The sequence below is a fragment of the Nisaea sediminum genome, from assembly GCF_014904705.1.
Classification (GTDB): Bacteria; Pseudomonadota; Alphaproteobacteria; order Thalassobaculales; family Thalassobaculaceae; genus Nisaea; species Nisaea sediminum.
Genome location: NZ_JACZCQ010000005.1, coordinates 298,663 through 314,989 on the forward strand (window position 1 = coordinate 298,663; position 16,327 = coordinate 314,989).

Annotated in this window: 13 protein-coding genes and 1 pseudogene; 7 read left to right on the plus strand and 7 right to left on the minus strand. The window is 63.5% G+C overall.

Features of this window, described 5'->3' with window-relative positions; translation table 11 throughout:
• Positions 1–102 precede the first annotated feature (102 nt).
• From IG122_RS11865 to IG122_RS24465, 3 genes and pseudogenes are all read left to right on the plus strand, one after another.
• On the plus strand, positions 103–1,452 hold the full coding sequence (locus IG122_RS11865) for an aspartate aminotransferase family protein (protein ID WP_193183742.1): 1,350 nt from the start codon (positions 103–105) through the stop codon (positions 1,450–1,452).
• Positions 1,442–3,064, plus strand: a complete 1,623-nt coding sequence (locus IG122_RS11870; protein WP_226893512.1) for a GMC family oxidoreductase — start codon at positions 1,442–1,444, stop codon at positions 3,062–3,064. Before IG122_RS11865 ends, IG122_RS11870 begins: the two co-directional genes overlap by 11 nt.
• A 544-nt stretch (positions 3,065–3,608) precedes the next feature.
• Positions 3,609–3,766 (plus strand): annotated as a pseudogene (locus IG122_RS24465) (GMC oxidoreductase); the annotation flags it as partial.
• 16 nt (positions 3,767–3,782) lie between these two features.
• Here IG122_RS24465 and IG122_RS11880 read toward each other — a convergent pair.
• A complete protein-coding gene (locus IG122_RS11880; RefSeq protein WP_193183744.1) occupies positions 3,783–4,319 on the minus strand; it encodes a hypothetical protein in 537 nt (178 codons plus the stop codon).
• A gap of 688 nt (positions 4,320–5,007) precedes the next feature.
• Here IG122_RS11880 and IG122_RS11885 point away from each other — a divergent pair.
• Complete coding sequence (locus IG122_RS11885) at positions 5,008–6,405, plus strand: KAP family P-loop NTPase fold protein (RefSeq protein ID WP_193183746.1); 1,398 nt, start codon at positions 5,008–5,010, stop codon at positions 6,403–6,405.
• 188 nt (positions 6,406–6,593) lie between these two features.
• Here the strand turns inward: IG122_RS11885 and IG122_RS11890 are convergent, their stop codons facing one another.
• Genes IG122_RS11890 through IG122_RS11900 form a run of 3 tightly spaced genes read right to left on the minus strand, consistent with a single transcriptional unit; the run spans position 6,594 to position 9,059 of the window.
• Positions 6,594–7,088 (minus strand): CinA family protein, encoded by a 495-nt coding sequence (locus IG122_RS11890; RefSeq protein WP_193183748.1) that lies wholly within the window; start codon positions 7,086–7,088, stop codon positions 6,594–6,596.
• Between the two features lie 15 nt (positions 7,089–7,103).
• Positions 7,104–7,985, minus strand: coding sequence for a 2-hydroxy-3-oxopropionate reductase (gene glxR / locus IG122_RS11895; protein WP_193183750.1), 882 nt, complete (start codon positions 7,983–7,985; stop codon positions 7,104–7,106).
• Positions 7,986–8,039: 54 nt separating this feature from the next.
• Entirely contained in the window at positions 8,040–9,059 is a 1,020-nt protein-coding gene (locus IG122_RS11900) for an LLM class flavin-dependent oxidoreductase (RefSeq protein ID WP_226893513.1), read from the minus strand.
• 170 nt (positions 9,060–9,229) lie between these two features.
• Here IG122_RS11900 and IG122_RS11905 point away from each other — a divergent pair, with 170 nt between their 5' ends.
• Positions 9,230–10,471 carry an SLC13 family permease gene (locus IG122_RS11905; protein WP_193183752.1) on the plus strand — a complete coding sequence of 414 codons (1,242 nt, stop codon included), beginning with the start codon at positions 9,230–9,232 and terminating at the stop codon, positions 10,469–10,471.
• Between the two features lie 165 nt (positions 10,472–10,636).
• The gene (locus IG122_RS11910; protein WP_193183754.1) at positions 10,637–11,755 is read left to right on the plus strand and encodes an HlyD family secretion protein; all 1,119 of its coding nucleotides are present in this window, start codon (positions 10,637–10,639) and stop codon (positions 11,753–11,755) included.
• Between the two features lie 3 nt (positions 11,756–11,758).
• Here IG122_RS11910 and IG122_RS11915 read toward each other — a convergent pair whose 3' ends face one another.
• Positions 11,759–13,276 (minus strand): DHA2 family efflux MFS transporter permease subunit, encoded by a 1,518-nt coding sequence (locus IG122_RS11915; protein WP_193183756.1) that lies wholly within the window; start codon positions 13,274–13,276, stop codon positions 11,759–11,761.
• Between the two features lie 481 nt (positions 13,277–13,757).
• On the opposite strand from IG122_RS11915, the gene IG122_RS11920 reads away from it, so the two are divergent.
• Complete coding sequence (locus IG122_RS11920) at positions 13,758–14,177, plus strand: response regulator (RefSeq protein ID WP_193183757.1); 420 nt, start codon at positions 13,758–13,760, stop codon at positions 14,175–14,177.
• Between the two features lie 85 nt (positions 14,178–14,262).
• On the opposite strand, the gene IG122_RS11925 is transcribed toward IG122_RS11920, so the two are convergent.
• Positions 14,263–15,117: a D-amino-acid transaminase gene (locus IG122_RS11925; protein WP_193183760.1), complete on the minus strand. Its 855-nt coding sequence runs from the start codon at positions 15,115–15,117 to the stop codon at positions 14,263–14,265.
• Positions 15,118–15,283: 166 nt separating this feature from the next.
• Positions 15,284–16,273: a LysR family transcriptional regulator gene (locus IG122_RS11930; protein WP_193183762.1), complete on the minus strand. Its 990-nt coding sequence runs from the start codon at positions 16,271–16,273 to the stop codon at positions 15,284–15,286.
• Positions 16,274–16,327: the final 54 nt, after the last annotated feature.

The following is a 16,327-nucleotide window of genomic DNA, read 5'->3' on the forward strand; positions in this document are numbered from 1 at the left end:
TGACGACCCCGGAAATGATCAGATAGTCGGATGACGAAACGCCTCCCGATTGATCCTGTTCACGGGACATCCGGGGGAAACGCATCACGAACTGGAACGGAAATGGTTCAGACCGCATCGGCCGATCGATCGAACAGCGACCTGGCCTCCTCCCTCGCCGCCGCCGAGGAACGCTACAGGGCGGAGAACCCGAAGAGCGCTGCAAGGGCAGAGGAAGCGGCACGGGCCATGCCCGGCGGAAACACGCGGACCGTCACCCATTACACGCCCTATCCGTTGACGATCGCGTCGGGCAGGGGAGCGACGATCACGGATATCGACGGCCACCTCTATACGGACTTTCTCGGCGAATACACCGCCGGCCTCTACGGTCACTCCGATCCGAGACTGGTGAAGGCCGTCACCGAAGCCGTGGAGGCCGGCGTCGGTCTCGGCGGCCCGAACCGGTACGATGCCGAACTGGCGCAGCTGATGTGCGCGCGCTTCCCGTCCGTCGACCTGCTGCGCTTCTGCAATTCGGGAACCGAGGCCAACCTGTTCGCTCTCTCCGCGGCACGCGCCTTCACGGGCCGCGCCAAGGTCATGGCCTTCGCGGGCGGATATCATGGCGGCGTCTTCTATTTCGGCCAGGCCGGATCGCCGATCAACGCGCCGTTCCCCTTCGTCCTGTCGAGCTACAACGACATCGACGGCACCGTCGCGCTGATCGAGGAACATGCGGGCGATCTCGCGGCCATTATCGTCGAGCCGATGATGGGAAGCGCGGGCGCCATCCCGGCGGACCGGGAATTCCTCGAGGCGCTCCGCGAACGCTCCGCCGCGCACGGCGTGATCCTGATCTTCGACGAGGTCATGACCTCCCGGCTCGGTCCCGGCGGTCTGCAGGGGAAAACCGGCGTCATGCCGGACATGACGAGTTTCGGGAAATATCTCGGCGGCGGCATGACCTTCGGCGCGTTCGGCGGCCGGCGCGATATCATGAGCATGTTCGATCCCTATTCGCCCAACGCGGTCTCGCATCCGGGGACCTTCAACAACAATGTCCTGTCGATGGCGGCGGGGCTCGTCGGCCTGCGCGACATCTTCACGCCCGACGCCGCGGAGGCCCTGAATGCCAGGGGCGACCGGTTCAGGGATCAGCTCGGCGCGGTGATCGCCCGGCACGACGCGCCGATGCAGGTCACGGGCATCGGCTCGATCCTCGCCCTTCATTTCCAGCGCGCGCCAATCCGCCGGCCGCAGGACACCTGGCCCGCGGACCGGGAGACCGCCGCACGGAGGGACGACCTGCGCAAGCTGCTCCACCTCGATCTGATCGCATCCGGCATCTACATGGCGCGGCGCGGGTTCATCTCCCTGTCGCTGCCGCTGGGCCAGCCGGACTTCGATAGGTTCGCCGAGGCGCTGGACGAGTTTCTGACGGTCCGCGGCGATCTCCTCGATGCCGGCTGACCACCCGATGCGACCGGAGACGCTGGAAACGGATTATGTCGTGGTCGGCGCGGGCTCTGCCGGCTGCGTCGTCGCGAGCCGGCTCAGCGAGACCGGGGCGAGGGTCCTGCTGCTGGAGGCCGGGCCGCCGGACCGCCATCCGCTGATCCACATTCCGGCCGGCGTGAAGAGCCTTCTCTACAATGCGAGCGTCAACTGGAACTATGCGAGCGAGCCGGAGGACGGCACGGCGGGGCGGGCGATCCACTGGCCGCGCGGCCGCGTGCTCGGCGGCTCGCACTCGATCAACGGGATGCTCTATGTGCGCGGCAACCCGGCCGACTATGACGGCTGGGCCCAGCTCGGCTGCCGGGGCTGGAGCTTCGACGAAATCCTGCCCCTCTTCCGCCGCTCCGAGCGCTACGAAAAGGGCGAGGAGGAGATCCGCGGGCGGGGCGGCCCGATGCCGGTCGAGGATTACCGCACCATCCTGCCGCTGACCCATGCCTTCGTGCAGGCGGCGCAGGAGGCCGGCTTCGCCTTCAACCCGGATTACAACGGCCCCGCCCAGGAGGGCGTCGCCTATTCGCAGATGACCCGGCGCGGGCGCTGGCGCGCCTCGACCGCCCGCACCTTCCTGGCGGAAGCCCGCAAGCGCCCCAATCTCCGGGTCGAGACCGGGGCCCTGGTGCAGAAGCTCAGCTTCGAGGGGCGCCGCTGCACCGGGCTGGTATTCCGCCGCCACGGAGAGGAGGTCGCGGTCAAAGCCGCCCGCGAGGTGGTGCTCTCGGGCGGCGCCGTCAACTCGCCGCAGCTCCTGCAGCTTTCCGGCATCGGCCCTGCCGGCCATCTGGCGTCCCTCGGGCTGCCGGTGGTGCAGGACCTGCCGGGCGTCGGCGCCAACCTCTCCGATCACTATGTCACCCGCATCACCCACCGGGTCAGGGACGCGATCTCGATGAACCAGCTCTCGCGCGGCTGGCGGGTGCTGCGCGAGATCGGCCGCTTCGCCCTCTTCGGCAATGGCGCGCTGACCTTCGGCGTGACCAGCGCGATGGTGTTCTGCCGCAGCCGCGAGGGCCTCGATAGCCCCGACCTGCAGCTCCTCTTCACGCCGGCGAGCTACGACCCGGACAAGCCGCTGGCCCTCGAACGCGCGCCCGGCATGGCGACGGTGATCTGCCCGACCCGCCCCTCCAGCCGCGGCACGGTCATGGCCGCGAGCCCGGATCCGGCGGAGCCGCCGCGCATCAAACCGAACTACCTCTCGGACCGCGACGATCTCAGGGTGATGCTCGCCGGCATACGCCAAGTCCGCCGGATCTTCGCCGCGCCGTCCCTCGCACGCCACAGCGCGGCGGAACTCTGGCCCGGACCGGACGCGGCGGACGAGGCCGCGCTCGCGCAGTTCGCCCGGGAGCGCGGCACCACGCTCTATCACCCGGTCGGCACCTGCAAGATGGGGATCGACCCGATGGCGGTCACCGACCCGGAGCTCCGGGTCCGCGGCGTCGAGGGGCTCAGGGTCGCCGACGCCTCGGTGATGCCGTATCTGACGACAGGGAACACGAATGCGCCGACGATCATGATCGCCGAGAAGGCGGCGGAGATGATTAGGGCGGCGGCAGGGTGAGCGACGGGGGGAGGGGTTGCGGCCGAGGGATGAAGAGAAATTAGGGTCTCTTGTTTTTATTAAATCGATCCGTCAGATACCCGATCCCGACAACGGATATTAGAAGAAGAGCGGTCGCAATACCTGCATTGGCGTGTTTGGAGAATCCCCCCCTAAACAGGTCCGTTCCGAAGATCGTGAAAAAAAGGACCGCCCCCGCGATCAGGATCGTCAATGCAGCCTTCCGGCCACACAGAATCAGAACGATAACCTCCACAAGAAGGAGGCCGGAACAAACGACATACACAACATAGCCGTTGGCTTCGATCCAATCCCAAGCAGTTTGTACAGCCAGGGAAGCTATAACCAAACCAATGAGGGTAAGGCCATTGACGAACCTATCGAACGCTTTATCGAACATAACGGCTGAAGCCTAAACGAGAATACCCGAAGAAAGGAACCGGGAAATCCGGGCACACGAGGCTCATTTGCCCGATAGCTCGCCACTTTGCGCACCTGCGTAGTTTCCCCGTATCGAATTGAATCTCGTGTCCCCGGAATCGCGATGGCGGTGGTCGACCCGGAGTTCCGGGTCCGCGGCGTCGAGGCCTGCGCCTCGCCGACGCCTCGGTGATGCCGTACCTGACGACCGGCAACACGAATGCGCCGACGATCATGATTGGCGAGAAGGCGGCGGATTTGATCAGGGCTGCGGCGGGGTGAGTGGGGGGCGGCGCCCTCAGGCGCAGAGCGTCTCTGCGTATTCCGTCGCCCGCTGGCGTAGCATCGGCCCGATATGCACTTCCCCGCCCGCGACGGCGAGATTGGCCTGCCGGACCAGTTCCGCCTCGACCGCGACCGAGGGCGCGAGCTTGCCGTTACAGGCGAGCCAGCGGGCGACCGTCGCCCATTCCCAGAGCGGACTGTCCGAGGTGACGCGCGCCACCGGGGCCGGAAAGCCCTCGCCCCGGCAGCCCCGGTAGTAATTGGAAATCGCGGCCCGCGTCATCTCGGCCCGTTTCGCGATGTCGGAGAGGCTGACCAGCGGGTCCGGCTCCAGCCGGTCGATCCGCGCGCCGGTTGCGGCGACATTCTCCAGCGCCGAGGCGACGGCATCGCCGAAGCTCTCGGCTTCGCGGGCGAAATCTACGATGACATGGCCCTTCTGGAACGAGACCAGAGCGTCGTCGCAGCCGTGATCGTAGAACAACGCCTCGAAATCCTCCGCCGCCGGGTCCAGCCCGGAGGCGATCACGCTGAACTCATACGTCTCCATCACCCCTCTCCCCGGCCCCGTGCGGACACCGGTTGATCGCCCGCAAAATCTGCCGCGCGTGATTGCCCGCATTCCGCGGCGTCCCATTGACCCCGATCTGGCAGCCCTCGCGGTCATGCTGGGGACAATACAGCCGCCCCCAATGCCCCTGCGGCCGCCATGTCCAGCCCAGCGCCTCAGCCTGCCGGACCGCCTCCTCGACCTCTTTGTCCGGATGGCGCGGGCGGGTCATTACGTGCTCCGAATATGGGCTATATGTTTACAAATGTCAACAATTTGGCTTGCACGACTTTTACGTGCGTGACCAACATCAACAGCCAGGGGCCGGGCCGTCAACTTGGGCGCTTTACACGATTACCGTTCGTGGTTGCTTCGAGAGGATGGAGCGAGACACCGGGAAGGCTGAACGCGCGGGCAGGAAGGGCGTGAGGGATAGGCCCAGCTATTTCAACCATGGCAACGCAAAGCCGGAGGAACTCTCCGGGACCTGAATGTCGGCCTACTGAAACTGAAGGCAGCGATGGAGACGGAACAGGAGTCGCCGTTAGGGCCGAGGGATGAAGAGGAATTAGGCTTCACTTCCTTTAGTTCATCCAAAAGCGAAATTGGTTGATAAAAATCAAAACACAAAGAACCATACTGGCTATAAATTTGAACAATGTAAAAATTGAAACGAGGCGGGCACGGCATGAAACTCATACCGACAGCTCCAGTAATTGGAAAAACGGAAGGCTTTACAAAAGAGAATGACCTTTTTGGGTACGCAGCTTTCGGGAAAAGACTGACTCGACTCGTTAGTGGCCTTGAACAACCAATGACGATCATCCTCGATGGTCCGTGGGGCTCTGGAAAATCGACATTCGTAAAACAGTGGGCGGGGGAACTTCGCAATCAAGGTGCGGCTGTCATCGAATTCGACGCATTCGCAAATGATCACTACGAAGATGCGTTCGTTGTACTCGCAGCGAAGATCGTCGAGCAAGCCGAACAAATCCTCCCGGCCGAAAGCTCGATGATTAAAGATATAGTCACGAAAGCGAAAAGAGTTGGCTCTGTTTTGCTACCTATATCTGCTCGATTAGCGCTGCGAGGAGTAACGCTAAATTTAGTAGATTCCGAAGATTTCGAAAAATTGGGTACAGTTGGGAAAACAATTTTTACCGAACTTGGCGACGAACTCGCAAAAATTGCTGAGGATGTTTTCGCCGAACGACTAAGAAACACGACCGTGGAACGCGTCACACTAGAGAATTTTCAGAAAAGCTTGACCTTAATTTCCACCGCAATATCAACAAAGAATGCTCAATCAGCATCAAGCGAATCCGAAAATCATATATTCAAAAAATCAAAACATCCATTGATATTCATAATAGATGATCTTGATAGATGCAAACCATCTTTTGCGTTAAATACTATTGAAAGAATAAAACATCTATTTTCTGTCAATGGAGTTGTATTCATTTTAGTAACGAACATTGAACAATTGACCGCCACCGTAAAATCAGCATACGGGCAAAACACAAAAGGAGAACAGTATCTAGAAAAATTTTACGACTTACGCGTCACATTACCACATAATCGAGATCTAGATTTCAGACCGACAACAAAATATATTGACTATTTATGGAATGAATTGAATATAAATTCAATCGATGAAGCTTTAGATAATAGAGTAAAAAACCAACTCAAAAATATGTCTATTTCAAAAAATCTATCACTGAGAACAATCGAAAGAATATCTACATATATTGCAATCACATACCAAACATCCGACTGTCAATTCGCGACATTGATTTCCGGACTCGCAGTCATCCGACAAACTCACCCAGAAATATACAACTCTCTTAGGCAAGGCCGATTTATATGGCCAAAAATAATAGATTCTTTAGATTTCAATAATTGGCCAAATGAATACCTCAAAGACGAATCAATCGAGTATTGGAATTGGTTTACAAACCCATCCTTAACTGAATTAGAAATTCGCGATCTATCATCAAAACATCTTTTCGGAGCAAGAGAAATACACGATAGGCTCTTATACATACCACGAATTATTGCACAATTAGATAATATAAATATTGAATAATTTTTTATTCAGCAAAACAAGAAACATCACAAATAATTGACAATATACTATAAAATAACGAGAGCAGATTGCGTTCAATTTTTAATCTCTTATGCTCCCTCACGCCACCTCGTGCCCAGCCAACATCTCCAGCGCCTTCACCAACGTCGAGAGCCCCCACGCCTTGCCGCCACGCGCCGCGCCGCGTCTCACCCCGTCACCATCTCCCCAAGCGCCGCCACCAGCGCCTCCAGCGCCGCTTCGGTGAACCGCCACATATTGGCTTCCCGGTCGCTCTCCCCTGTCTCCAGCGTGAAGACCCGCGTCACCGGGCCCGAGAGCGCGATGCAGGTGTGGCCGGCGGCATCGCCGTAGCGGTTGCCGCCCGGGCCGGAGGCGCCGGTCTCCGCGAGGCCCCAGGTCGTGTCCATGCGCCGGCGCATGGTCTCGGCGAGCAGCGCGGCGTAGGGCTCGGAGGAGGAGCGCATGCCCGGATGCTGCTCGAAGTCGATCTCCGTCAGGATCTCGCGCGCCTTGTGGGTATAGATCACGCCGCCGCCGACGAAATAGGCCGACGCCCCCGGGACCGCGAGGAGGGAGGCGGAGATCAGGCCGCCGGCGGAGGACTCGGCGACGGCGATGGTCTCGCCGCGCGCCTTCAGCAGCTTTCCGGCGGCCTCCCCGAGCTTCCCGAGGGCAATCATCCCGGCGTCTCCCCTTTACGCCACCTCGTGCCCGGCCAGCATCTCCAGCGCCTTCACCATCGCCGAGTGATCCCAGGCCTTGCCGCCATGCGCCGCGCAAGCGTTGAAGAGTTCCTGCGCCGTCGCCGTGTTCGGCAGGCTGAGGCCCATCTCGCGCGCGTTGGAGAGGGCGAGGTTCAGGTCCTTCTGGTGCAGCTCGATGCGGAAGCCCGGATCGAAGGTGCGCTTCACCATGCGGTCGCCGTGCAGTTCCAGGATCTTCGAGGAGGCGAAGCCGCCCATCAGGGCCTCGCGCACCTTGGCCGGGTCGGCGCCGGCCTTGGAGGCGAAGAGCAGGGCCTCGCCGACCGCCTCGATGGTCAGCGCGACGATGATCTGGTTGGCGACCTTGCAGGTCTGGCCGTCGCCGTTGCCGCCGACCAGCGTGATGTTCTTGCCCATCAGCTCGAACAGCGGCTTCACCCGCTTGAAGGCCTTCTCGGAGCCGCCGCACATGATGGTGAGGCTCGCCGCCTTGGCGCCGACCTCGCCGCCGGAGACCGGGGCGTCGATATACTCGCAGCCGAGCTCGTTGATCTTGGTCGCGAACTCCTTGGTCGCGAGCGGCGAGATCGAGCTCATGTCGACCACGGTCTTGCCGTCCGAGAGCGCTTCCGCGACTCCGTCCGCGCCGAACAGCACCTCCTCCACCTGCGGCGTGTCCGGCACCATGATGAAGATGATGTCGGCCGCCTTGGCGACCGCGGCGGGGCTCGGGCAGGCCTTGCCGCCGGCATCGACGAGGCTGCGCGGCACCTGGTTCAGGGTGTTGAGATACACCTCGTGGCCCGCCGCGATCAGGTGCCCCGCCATCGGCACGCCCATGATGCCGAGGCCGATAAATCCAAGCTTGCTCATGTTCCTCTTTCCTCCCGGAATAGTCTTTGTCCCGTGTTCGGACGGCATCTTGCGTCAGGCGCTATCCGCCGTCATCCCGAATTCCTTCGCCAGCAGCGCGTAGCTCCGCTGCCGGACCTGCTCGTCATGCGCCCAGGTCACCACCGCGACCTCGTTCAGATTGAGCCGCCCGGCGAGCGCGCGGATCTGTTCCGCCACCTTCTCCGGCGTGCCGACCATGGCGCTCTGCCGGAGCTGCTCCATGCGTGCCGCCTCGCTCTCGGAATAGCTGGCGTTCATCGCCGTCTCGGCGCTCTCCAGCGGCGTGTAGCGGCCGCGGTCGCGGAAGATCTGCCAGCGCGCGCGGGAGGTGAAATGGTACTGCGCCTCCTCCTCGGTCTCGGCGGCGAGCGCCCAGACGCAGATCGCGGGGCAGGGCTCGGGAAAGCGCTCGGAGGGCTGGTAGCGTTCGCGGTAGATCTGGATCGCCTCCGGGCCGCCCTGGCCCTCGGTGAAGAACCAGGCGAAGGCATAGGGCAGGCCGAAATGGGCGCCGACCTGGGCGCCGTAGAGCGAGCTGCCGAGCATCCAGATCTCGGGCGAGGTGTCGCCGGCGGGGCGGGCGCGGACGGCGGCGAAGGGATGGCCCTCGGGCAACGGCGCGCCGGAGACCCAGGCGCTGAGATCGGCGACGTCGGCGGGGAACTGGTTCGGCCGCTCCGCCGCGAGCGGGTTCAGAGCCAGCGAGGTGCGGCCGTCCGAGCCGGGCGCGCGGCCGAGGCCGAGATCGATCCGGCCGGGCGCCAGCGCCTCCAGCACGCGGAACTGCTCGGCCACCTTCAGCGGCGCGTAATGCGGCAGCATCACGCCCGCCGAGCCGATGCGGATACGCTCCGTCTTCATCGCGATGGCGGCGAGCAGGATCTCCGGCGCGGTGCCGACGATGGTCGGGTGGGAATGGTGCTCGGAGACCCAGAAGCGCTTGTAGCCGAGGCGCTCGCACTGTTCCGCCATGGCGATCGTGTCGAGGATCGCCTGCCCCTCGGGACGGCCGACGGCGGCGATGGACTGGTCGAGGACGGAGAGGCGCAGCATGGGGGTCCTCCTGGACGGGCGTTCTTCGTTTTGCCGCCAGCATAAGGCCATTCGCCCCGCCTTTGCTCTTGCCGATCCGCGACGAGACTCTCGCCCCCCGCCGAATTTCCCTTGCGGCGGCGCACCGCTCCCGCGTGCTATGGGAGGACCGACCGGAGACACGGCGCCCGATGCAGACCCTCACCATCCTCCTTTTCGCGCTGACCTATCTCGGCATGGCGGCCGGGCGGGTGCCGGGCTTGCAGATCGACCGCGCGGGGATCGCGCTGCTGCTCGCCGCCGTCGCCGTCGCCAGCGGGGCGCTGCCAGCCGACGAGATCGCGGCGGCGATGGACTTTCCGACCCTGCTGCTGCTCGCGGGCCTGATGGTGCTCTCCGCCCGCGTCCGCGCCGCCGGGATCTATGCCCGTGCCGCGCTCTGGATCGGCCGGCAATCCGCGAACCCGCACCGCCTGCTCGCCCTCACCATCGCCGTCGGCGGGCTGCTCTCCGCCGTGCTGGTAAACGACATCGTGGTCTTCGCCATGGCGCCGATCCTCTGCACCAGCCTCGCCGCGCGCGGGCTCGATCCCCGGCCCTATCTCTTCGCCCTCGCCGCCGCCAGCAATGCCGGCTCCGCCGCGAGCCTGATCGGCAATCCGCAGAACATCCTGATCGGCCAGGTCGGCGGGCTCGGTTTCTGGAGCTATGCCGCCAGCGCCGCGCTGCCTTCGCTGGCGGCGCTCGCGATCACCTATCTCTGCATCGCGCTGGTCTGGCGCCGCCATCTCCTCGCCGTCCCCGAAGTCCCCGCCGCGCCTCCCGCCGATATTCCGCCTCCGGAAGGAAACCGCGGAGAGACCTTGCTCTGCCTCGGCGCACTCCTTCTGCTGCTGGCGCTGTTCGCGACGCCCCTGCCGCGGGAAATCTCCGCCCTGCTCGTCGCGGGCGGGCTGATGCTGAGCCGCGCGGTGCCGAGCCGCCAGCTGCTCGACGAGATCGACGCGCCGCTGCTGATCCTCTTCGCCAGTCTCTTCGCGATCAACGGCGCCTTCGCCCTGACCGGACTGCCGGAGGCGGTGGTCGCGTCCTTCGCCGAGGCGGGCTGGCTGCCGGAACGGCTCTCCTTCCTGCTGCCCTTCTCGCTCGCCGCCAGCAACACGATCGGCAACGTGCCTGCCGTCATCCTGCTGCTGCAGGCCTGGACGGGACTGCCGGACGGCGCGCTGACCGCACTTGCCCTGCTCTCGACGCTGGCCGGGAACCTGCTGCTGGTCGGCAGCCTCGCCAACCTGATCGTCGCCGAGCAGGCGGCGCGAGCAGGCGTCACCCTCACTTTCCGCGACCATGCGAAAGCCGGGATCCCGATCACCCTCCTCTCGATGGCCTTCGCCGCGCTCTGGCTCTGGGCCGGCGGCTATGTCGCGCTCTGAGGCCGCGTCCGATCTTTTCCGATCCGCCACTTCTCTCTTCTCCGCACGCGAATCCGGCGTATTCCGCTGGAACCCGCCGGTCTCCGCGCCTAGGCTCTCCGCAACCGATCCGTCCGGCGCGTCCGGGCGGCTCCAGACAAGGCGGGACCACCCGCGAAAGAAGGCATGACGGAAACGCCTGAGACACAAATCGTGACGCCGAAGGCGCGCAAGCGCTGGGGCCGCGCGCTCGTCCGCATCCTGCTGCTCGGCGGCATCTGTTTCGCGGCCTGGGAGGCCGGGTCCTGGTGGTATGCCGAGACCGGACGCTACGTCACCACCGAGAACGCCTATGTGAAGGCGCCGATCATCGCGGTCAGCCCGCCGATCGACGGCCGCGCGGTCGAGGTCATGGTCGGCGACAACCATCCGGTGACCGAGGGCGACCTGCTGTTCCGCATCGATCCCGCGCCCTACCGGGTCCAGCTCAAGATGGCCGAGGCGAAGCGCGCCACGGTGATCAACGACCTAATGGCGACCAGGGCCGAGCTCGGCCAGATCAGCGCCGAGATGGCGGAGATCGGGCCCAGGGTGAAGTTCTTCGCCAAAGAGGTCGAGCGCCAGCAGCGGTTGGTGAAGAGCTTTGCCGGAACCGAGGCGAAGCTCGACGAGATGCAGATGGAGCGGGACATGGCCGAACAGCGCCTGCGCTCGCTCCGGGAAAAGCGCCAGGTGGTGATCGCCAAGCTCGGCGGCCTGCCGGACCGGCCGTTCGAGACCCATCCGCTGGTGCAGGAGGTGGACGCGGAGATCGAGCGGGTGAAGCTCGACCTCGATTACACCGAGGTCCGCGCGCCGGTCTCGGGCATCGTCACGCGCATGAAGCTGCAGGCCGGCGAATGGGTCGAGGCGGATACGCCGACCTTCGGCATCATCGGCACGGGCCTCGTCTGGGTCGAGGCGAACCTGAAGGAAACCCAGCTCGCCGCCATCACCTTGGACCAGCCGGTGGAGATCCGCGTCGACGCCTATCCGGACGCGGTCTGGGAAGGCCGGATCGAAAGCCTCAGCCCGGCGACCGGCGCGGAATTTTCCGCCCTGCCGCCGCAGAACGCCTCGGGCAACTGGGTGAAGGTGGTGCAGCGTCTGCCGGTGCGCATCGCGGTCGATGCCGATGCGGAAAAGCCGGAACTCCGGGCGGGCATGAGCGCCTTCATTTCCATCGATACCGGCCGCAGCCGCGATCTCGGCGACACGATCGCGAAACTGACAGGCGACTGGATCAAGAAGGCAAAGGCGGAATAGCCGTCACGCCACCTTGCGGATCTTCACGAAGACCAGCACCGGCAGGGTCGCGAAACAGGTCAGCGCGTAGAACCAGAAGCAATTGGTGAAACCGGTCAGCGCAGACTGCCGCCAGGCCTCGCCGGCGATCAGCCCGAGACTGTCCATCCACTGCACCGCGCCCGCGCCGACCACCTCCGGGAACTTCAGCCGCTCCTCGAACGGACCGATGCCCTCCACCATCTCGGCGTAGCGGATCTTCGAGGTGCGCACGAGCAGGAAGACGCTGGCGGCGACATAGAGGCTGGTCCCCATGTTGCGGATCAGGTGGAAGAGCGAGGTCGCGTCCGGCAGCAGCTCGCGCTCCAGCGTCGAGAAACTGACCATGGAAAGCGGCACCCACATGAGACCACAGCCGATCCCCTGCAGGATGCTCGGCCAGGCGAGGGCCCAGAAATCCATGTTGAGATCGTAGAGGCTCATCATCCAGCCGCTGGTCCCGATTGCCAGCGTGCCGAGCACCAGCCCGATGCGCGGGTCCATCTTCCCCATCTTCGCCGCCGCGTAGAAGCCGGCGATCATCCCCACCCCGCGCATCGCCAGCACAAGGCCGATCAGCGTGTCCGGATAGCCGCGATAGGCCTGCAGGAGCTGTGGCAGCAGCACCAGCGGCGTGAAATTGACCGCGCCGTAGACGAAGACGAGGAAGAGCCCGACCACGTAGTTCCGGTTCTTCAGCAGCGTGGGCCGGATGAAGGGCCGGTCGACGCAGGCGCTGTTGGCGACGAACATGGCGAAGGCGGCGCACATCACGATCACCAGCGTGACTATGGTGCCGGACTGCAGCCAGTCCTCCCGCTCTCCCCGGTCGAGCACGAGCTGCAGCGCGACGATGGCGACGGAGAAGAGCAGGAAGCCGAGATAGTCGAAGCGCGGCAGCGTCGTCTTGCCGCCTTCGCGGATCCAGCGCAGCACACCTGCAAGAGCAAGCAGGCTGAGCGGCACGATCATCAGGAAGACGAAGCGCCAGTTGTATTCCTCCGCCAGCCAGCCGCCGATCGACGGGCCGATGGCAGGGCCGATGACGACAGACATGCCGAGATAGCCGTTCGCCTTGCCGTATTCCTCCTTCGGCCAGGTCTGAAGCACGATGGCTTGGCTGAGCGGCACCACCGGCGCACCGAACCCGCCCTGCAGGATGCGGAAGAACAGCACCGCCTCGAGCGAGGTCGCCATGGCGCAGGCGAGCGAGGCAAGGGTGAAGCCGGAGAGGCAGATGACGAGCAGGCGGCGCTGGCCGACCCAGGCTACGAGCGAGCCGGTCAGCGGCGTCACCACCGCCGTAGCAACCACGTTCAGCGTCACCACCCAGGAGATCTCCTCGGTGGTCGCGGAGAAGGCGCCCTGCATCTGCGGCAGGGCGACGTTCACGATGGTAAGCGTCAGCGCGTAGAGCATGCAGGCGCAGGCCATGGTGACCAGCACCAGCATCTTGTAGGCGCCGTCCGCCTGGGTGTCCTCCTCCGCCGTGACGGCCGACATTCACGCTCCTCCCCGGCGCCACGTTCCGGCGGCGCTTCTGTTCTTGGATCAGCTTAGTCGATTGGCGCGGAGGAACGCACCCGCGAATGATCTTCCGACTTGTGACCAGGGGGAGAAGCAATGGCGCCACGTGATGGACTCAAGGCCGCGCCGGCCGCATGACATGGGCGACCCGGCTGGTGGGGCCCGCATCGGACACGGTGACCGGTCTATCCCGGAAACACGGTCCGCACCGGACGAGATAACGCCATAAAGTAACCGCAACGATAATATTACTATTGATACATGCCGGACCCGAAAGCGCAGCCTTCATTCTCGCAAGCAACTGTTAGTTGGAATCATGAGGCGAGACCCGGACCATGGATCATTGGCTTGATCCGAAATAATTTGTAAATAAATGCTGTGCCATAAGCATTCGGATCAAGATTGACGGAAACGCATTTTCGACAGCCAATTCCTTAATTTTTCTCGGGAGAGTTCAGTGACGAAGCCATTGATATTGATCGTCGACGATGAACCTGAGATTGCGCAATTCGTTGCCGAAGTTGCGGATGAGATCGGAATCGCTTCCGAGACCGCCGGAAGCGCAAAAGCCTTCATGCGGCATTACGAAACCTTGCGCCCCTCCGGGATCGTCATGGATCTCGTGATGCCGGATATGGACGGGATCGAACTCGTGCAATGGCTGGCCAAGCGGGACTGCGACGTCCCCATTCTTCTCATAACCGGCTTCAATCCCAATTACGCCGATGCCCTGGTCGAAATCGCCAAGGCGAGCGGCATCAGGATCTCCGATCGCCTGACCAAACCGGTCGAGATCGAAAAACTGGAAGCGGCTCTATTGGCTCTCGTATCCGCCTCCCCCGAGGCGGTTTCGACGAGCAGCGGCTCGGTCCGCTGACGGTCACCGGACCGTTAGGCCCGCCCCGGGAGAAAATTCGAACAAGAGCAATGCGCCGCGGCCGGGAAACCGCGGCCGTCAGAGATCAGATCCCCGCCGCCTTGCTGGTGTCGATATAGACTTGGCGCAGACGCTGCGCGATCGGGCCGGGTTTGCCCTCTCCGATGGTGGCGCCGTCGATCTCGATCACCGGATTTACAAAGCTGGTGGCGGAGGTCGAGAAGGCTTCTTTCGCCGCCTTGGCTTCCGCGACGGTGAAAGGCCGCTCCTCGATCTTCAGCTGCAGCTCCTCGGCGCATTTCAGCACCGCCTTGCGGGTGATGCCGTGCAGGATATCGGTCGAGAGATCACGGGTCACGATGGTGCCGTCCGCCGTGACGATATAGGCGTTGTTCGACGAGCCTTCGGTAATCTCTCCGTCCAGCACCATCCAGGCATCGTCCGCACCTGCATCATGCGCCTGATTCTTCACGATGGAGGCATAGAGCAGCTGCACCGTCTTGATGTCGCAGCGGCGCCAGCGCAGATCGTCGACCAGGATGATCTTCTGGCCGCGCTCGGCGAGCGCGCTGTTGATCAGCGACTTCTTCTGGGTGAAGAGCAGCAGGGTCGGCTTCACGTCCGGACCGGGGAAGAGGAAGTCCCGATCGGCCGCGCCGCGGGAAATCTGCAGGTAGACGAGGCCTTCCTCGATGCCGTTCAGTTCGACCAGCTTGCGGTGAATCTCCAGCAGCTCCTCGTCGGTGGCCGGCGACGGCATCTTCAGCTCGGCGAGCGACCGGCGCAGCCGCGTCATGTGGCCTTCATAGTCGATCAGCTTGCCGTCGAGGACCGAGGTCACTTCATAGACGGCATCGCCAAAGAGGGACCCGCGGTCGAAGATCGAGATCGAGGCCTCGTTTTCGGGAACGTAGCTGCCATTGACAAAGACTGTGCGCATTCTTTCAGACTCGCGAAACATGGGTGGAGGACCGGGAGGCGCTCCGGGTCCCGCCGCCTCGGACGGCAGCCCGCGAGAACGCCTCCGGGAAACCGGAGACGACCGACCTTACACCTCGCCCCGCCCGAAAAACCAGACCCGTTTTGCATAGCAGCATGCGCAGGTCTCAAGCGCCGATCTCCGCCTCCTGCGGCGGATAGACCCGCTTCGCCGGCGGCAGGGCGGAGGTCTTCTGGGTCAGCATCTCGATCAGACCCTTCTCCGCCCGGTTCAGCCGGGAGGCGGGATTGGTGACGAGGAAGATGTCGATCGGCGTCGGGTCCTCGTAGGGCGGCAACTGCCAGAGCAGACCGTCCTCGATGTCGCGCGCGACGGCGTGGATCGGCAGCGGCCCGATGCCGACACCGGCGACGATGAGCCGCTTCACTTCCTCCAGATGCGAGGAGGTGCCGCGGATCGTGTCGTCGAGATTGAGCCGTGTCCTCAGGATCGCGACCGGCCGGAGTGCATCCTGCAAACTGTCCGTGTCGAAGGCGACCGAGGGCTCGCCGTCGAGATCCGCTTCCGTCAGGTCGCGCCGTCCGAAGAAGCGGTGGGTCGGCCCGCAGAAAAAGGCGAAGTGCTCGCGAAAGAGATGCGTGTAGCTGAGGGTCGGCCATTTCCGGTGCACGAGACATATTCCGAGCCCGGCCTTCTTCTCCAGCACCGAGGCGGCGACGTCGGCGCTGGTGGCGACCGTCATGTCGAAGGTCACGCGCGGATGGCGGTGGCTGAAGTCGCGCAGCGTTTCGTCGAGCGGCGGAAAAACGACATGGCTCGCGACGCGGATATTCACATGACCGCGGACCTCGTCCTCGATATCGCGGATCTCCACCGTCAGACGTGCGATGGTGCCGTGGATCTCCAGCGCCTCGCGATAAAGGCTCTGCCCTGCATCCGTCACCCGGAAATGGCTCGGCCCGCGATCGATCAGCCGCTTGCCGAGCCGGGTCTCGAGCCGCTTCAGGGCATTGCTGACGCTTGGCTGCTTCAATAGCAGACGGTCCGCCGCCGCCGTGATCCCGCCCTCCTGCACGATGGCGATGAAGGTCCGGAGCAGGTTCCAGTCCAGTTCCCGCGCGAGGCGTTCGCTGTCGTCGAGACGGGAGAGACTCACCAATCATTCCTCAAATCAATGACCATGATTTGCATTATCTATTGGAACAATGAC

Coding starts and splice junctions, on each gene's coding strand:
- IG122_RS11890 (WP_193183748.1), bottom strand. CDS start 7,088: ATGATTGCCCTCGGGAAGCTCGGGGAGGCCGCCGGAAAGCTGCTGAAG.
- IG122_RS11915 (WP_193183756.1), bottom strand. CDS start 13,276: ATGTCGGCCGTCACGGCGGAGGAGGACACCCAGGCGGACGGCGCCTAC.
- IG122_RS11880 (WP_193183744.1), bottom strand. CDS start 4,319: ATGGAGACGTATGAGTTCAGCGTGATCGCCTCCGGGCTGGACCCGGCG.
- IG122_RS11870 (WP_226893512.1), top strand. CDS start 1,442: ATGCCGGCTGACCACCCGATGCGACCGGAGACGCTGGAAACGGATTAT.
- IG122_RS11865 (WP_193183742.1), top strand. CDS start 103: ATGGTTCAGACCGCATCGGCCGATCGATCGAACAGCGACCTGGCCTCC.
- IG122_RS11905 (WP_193183752.1), top strand. CDS start 9,230: ATGCAGACCCTCACCATCCTCCTTTTCGCGCTGACCTATCTCGGCATG.
- IG122_RS11925 (WP_193183760.1), bottom strand. CDS start 15,117: ATGCGCACAGTCTTTGTCAATGGCAGCTACGTTCCCGAAAACGAGGCC.
- IG122_RS11885 (WP_193183746.1), top strand. CDS start 5,008: ATGAAACTCATACCGACAGCTCCAGTAATTGGAAAAACGGAAGGCTTT.
- IG122_RS11900 (WP_226893513.1), bottom strand. CDS start 9,059: ATGCTGCGCCTCTCCGTCCTCGACCAGTCCATCGCCGCCGTCGGCCGT.
- glxR (WP_193183750.1), bottom strand. CDS start 7,985: ATGAGCAAGCTTGGATTTATCGGCCTCGGCATCATGGGCGTGCCGATG.
- IG122_RS11910 (WP_193183754.1), top strand. CDS start 10,637: ATGACGGAAACGCCTGAGACACAAATCGTGACGCCGAAGGCGCGCAAG.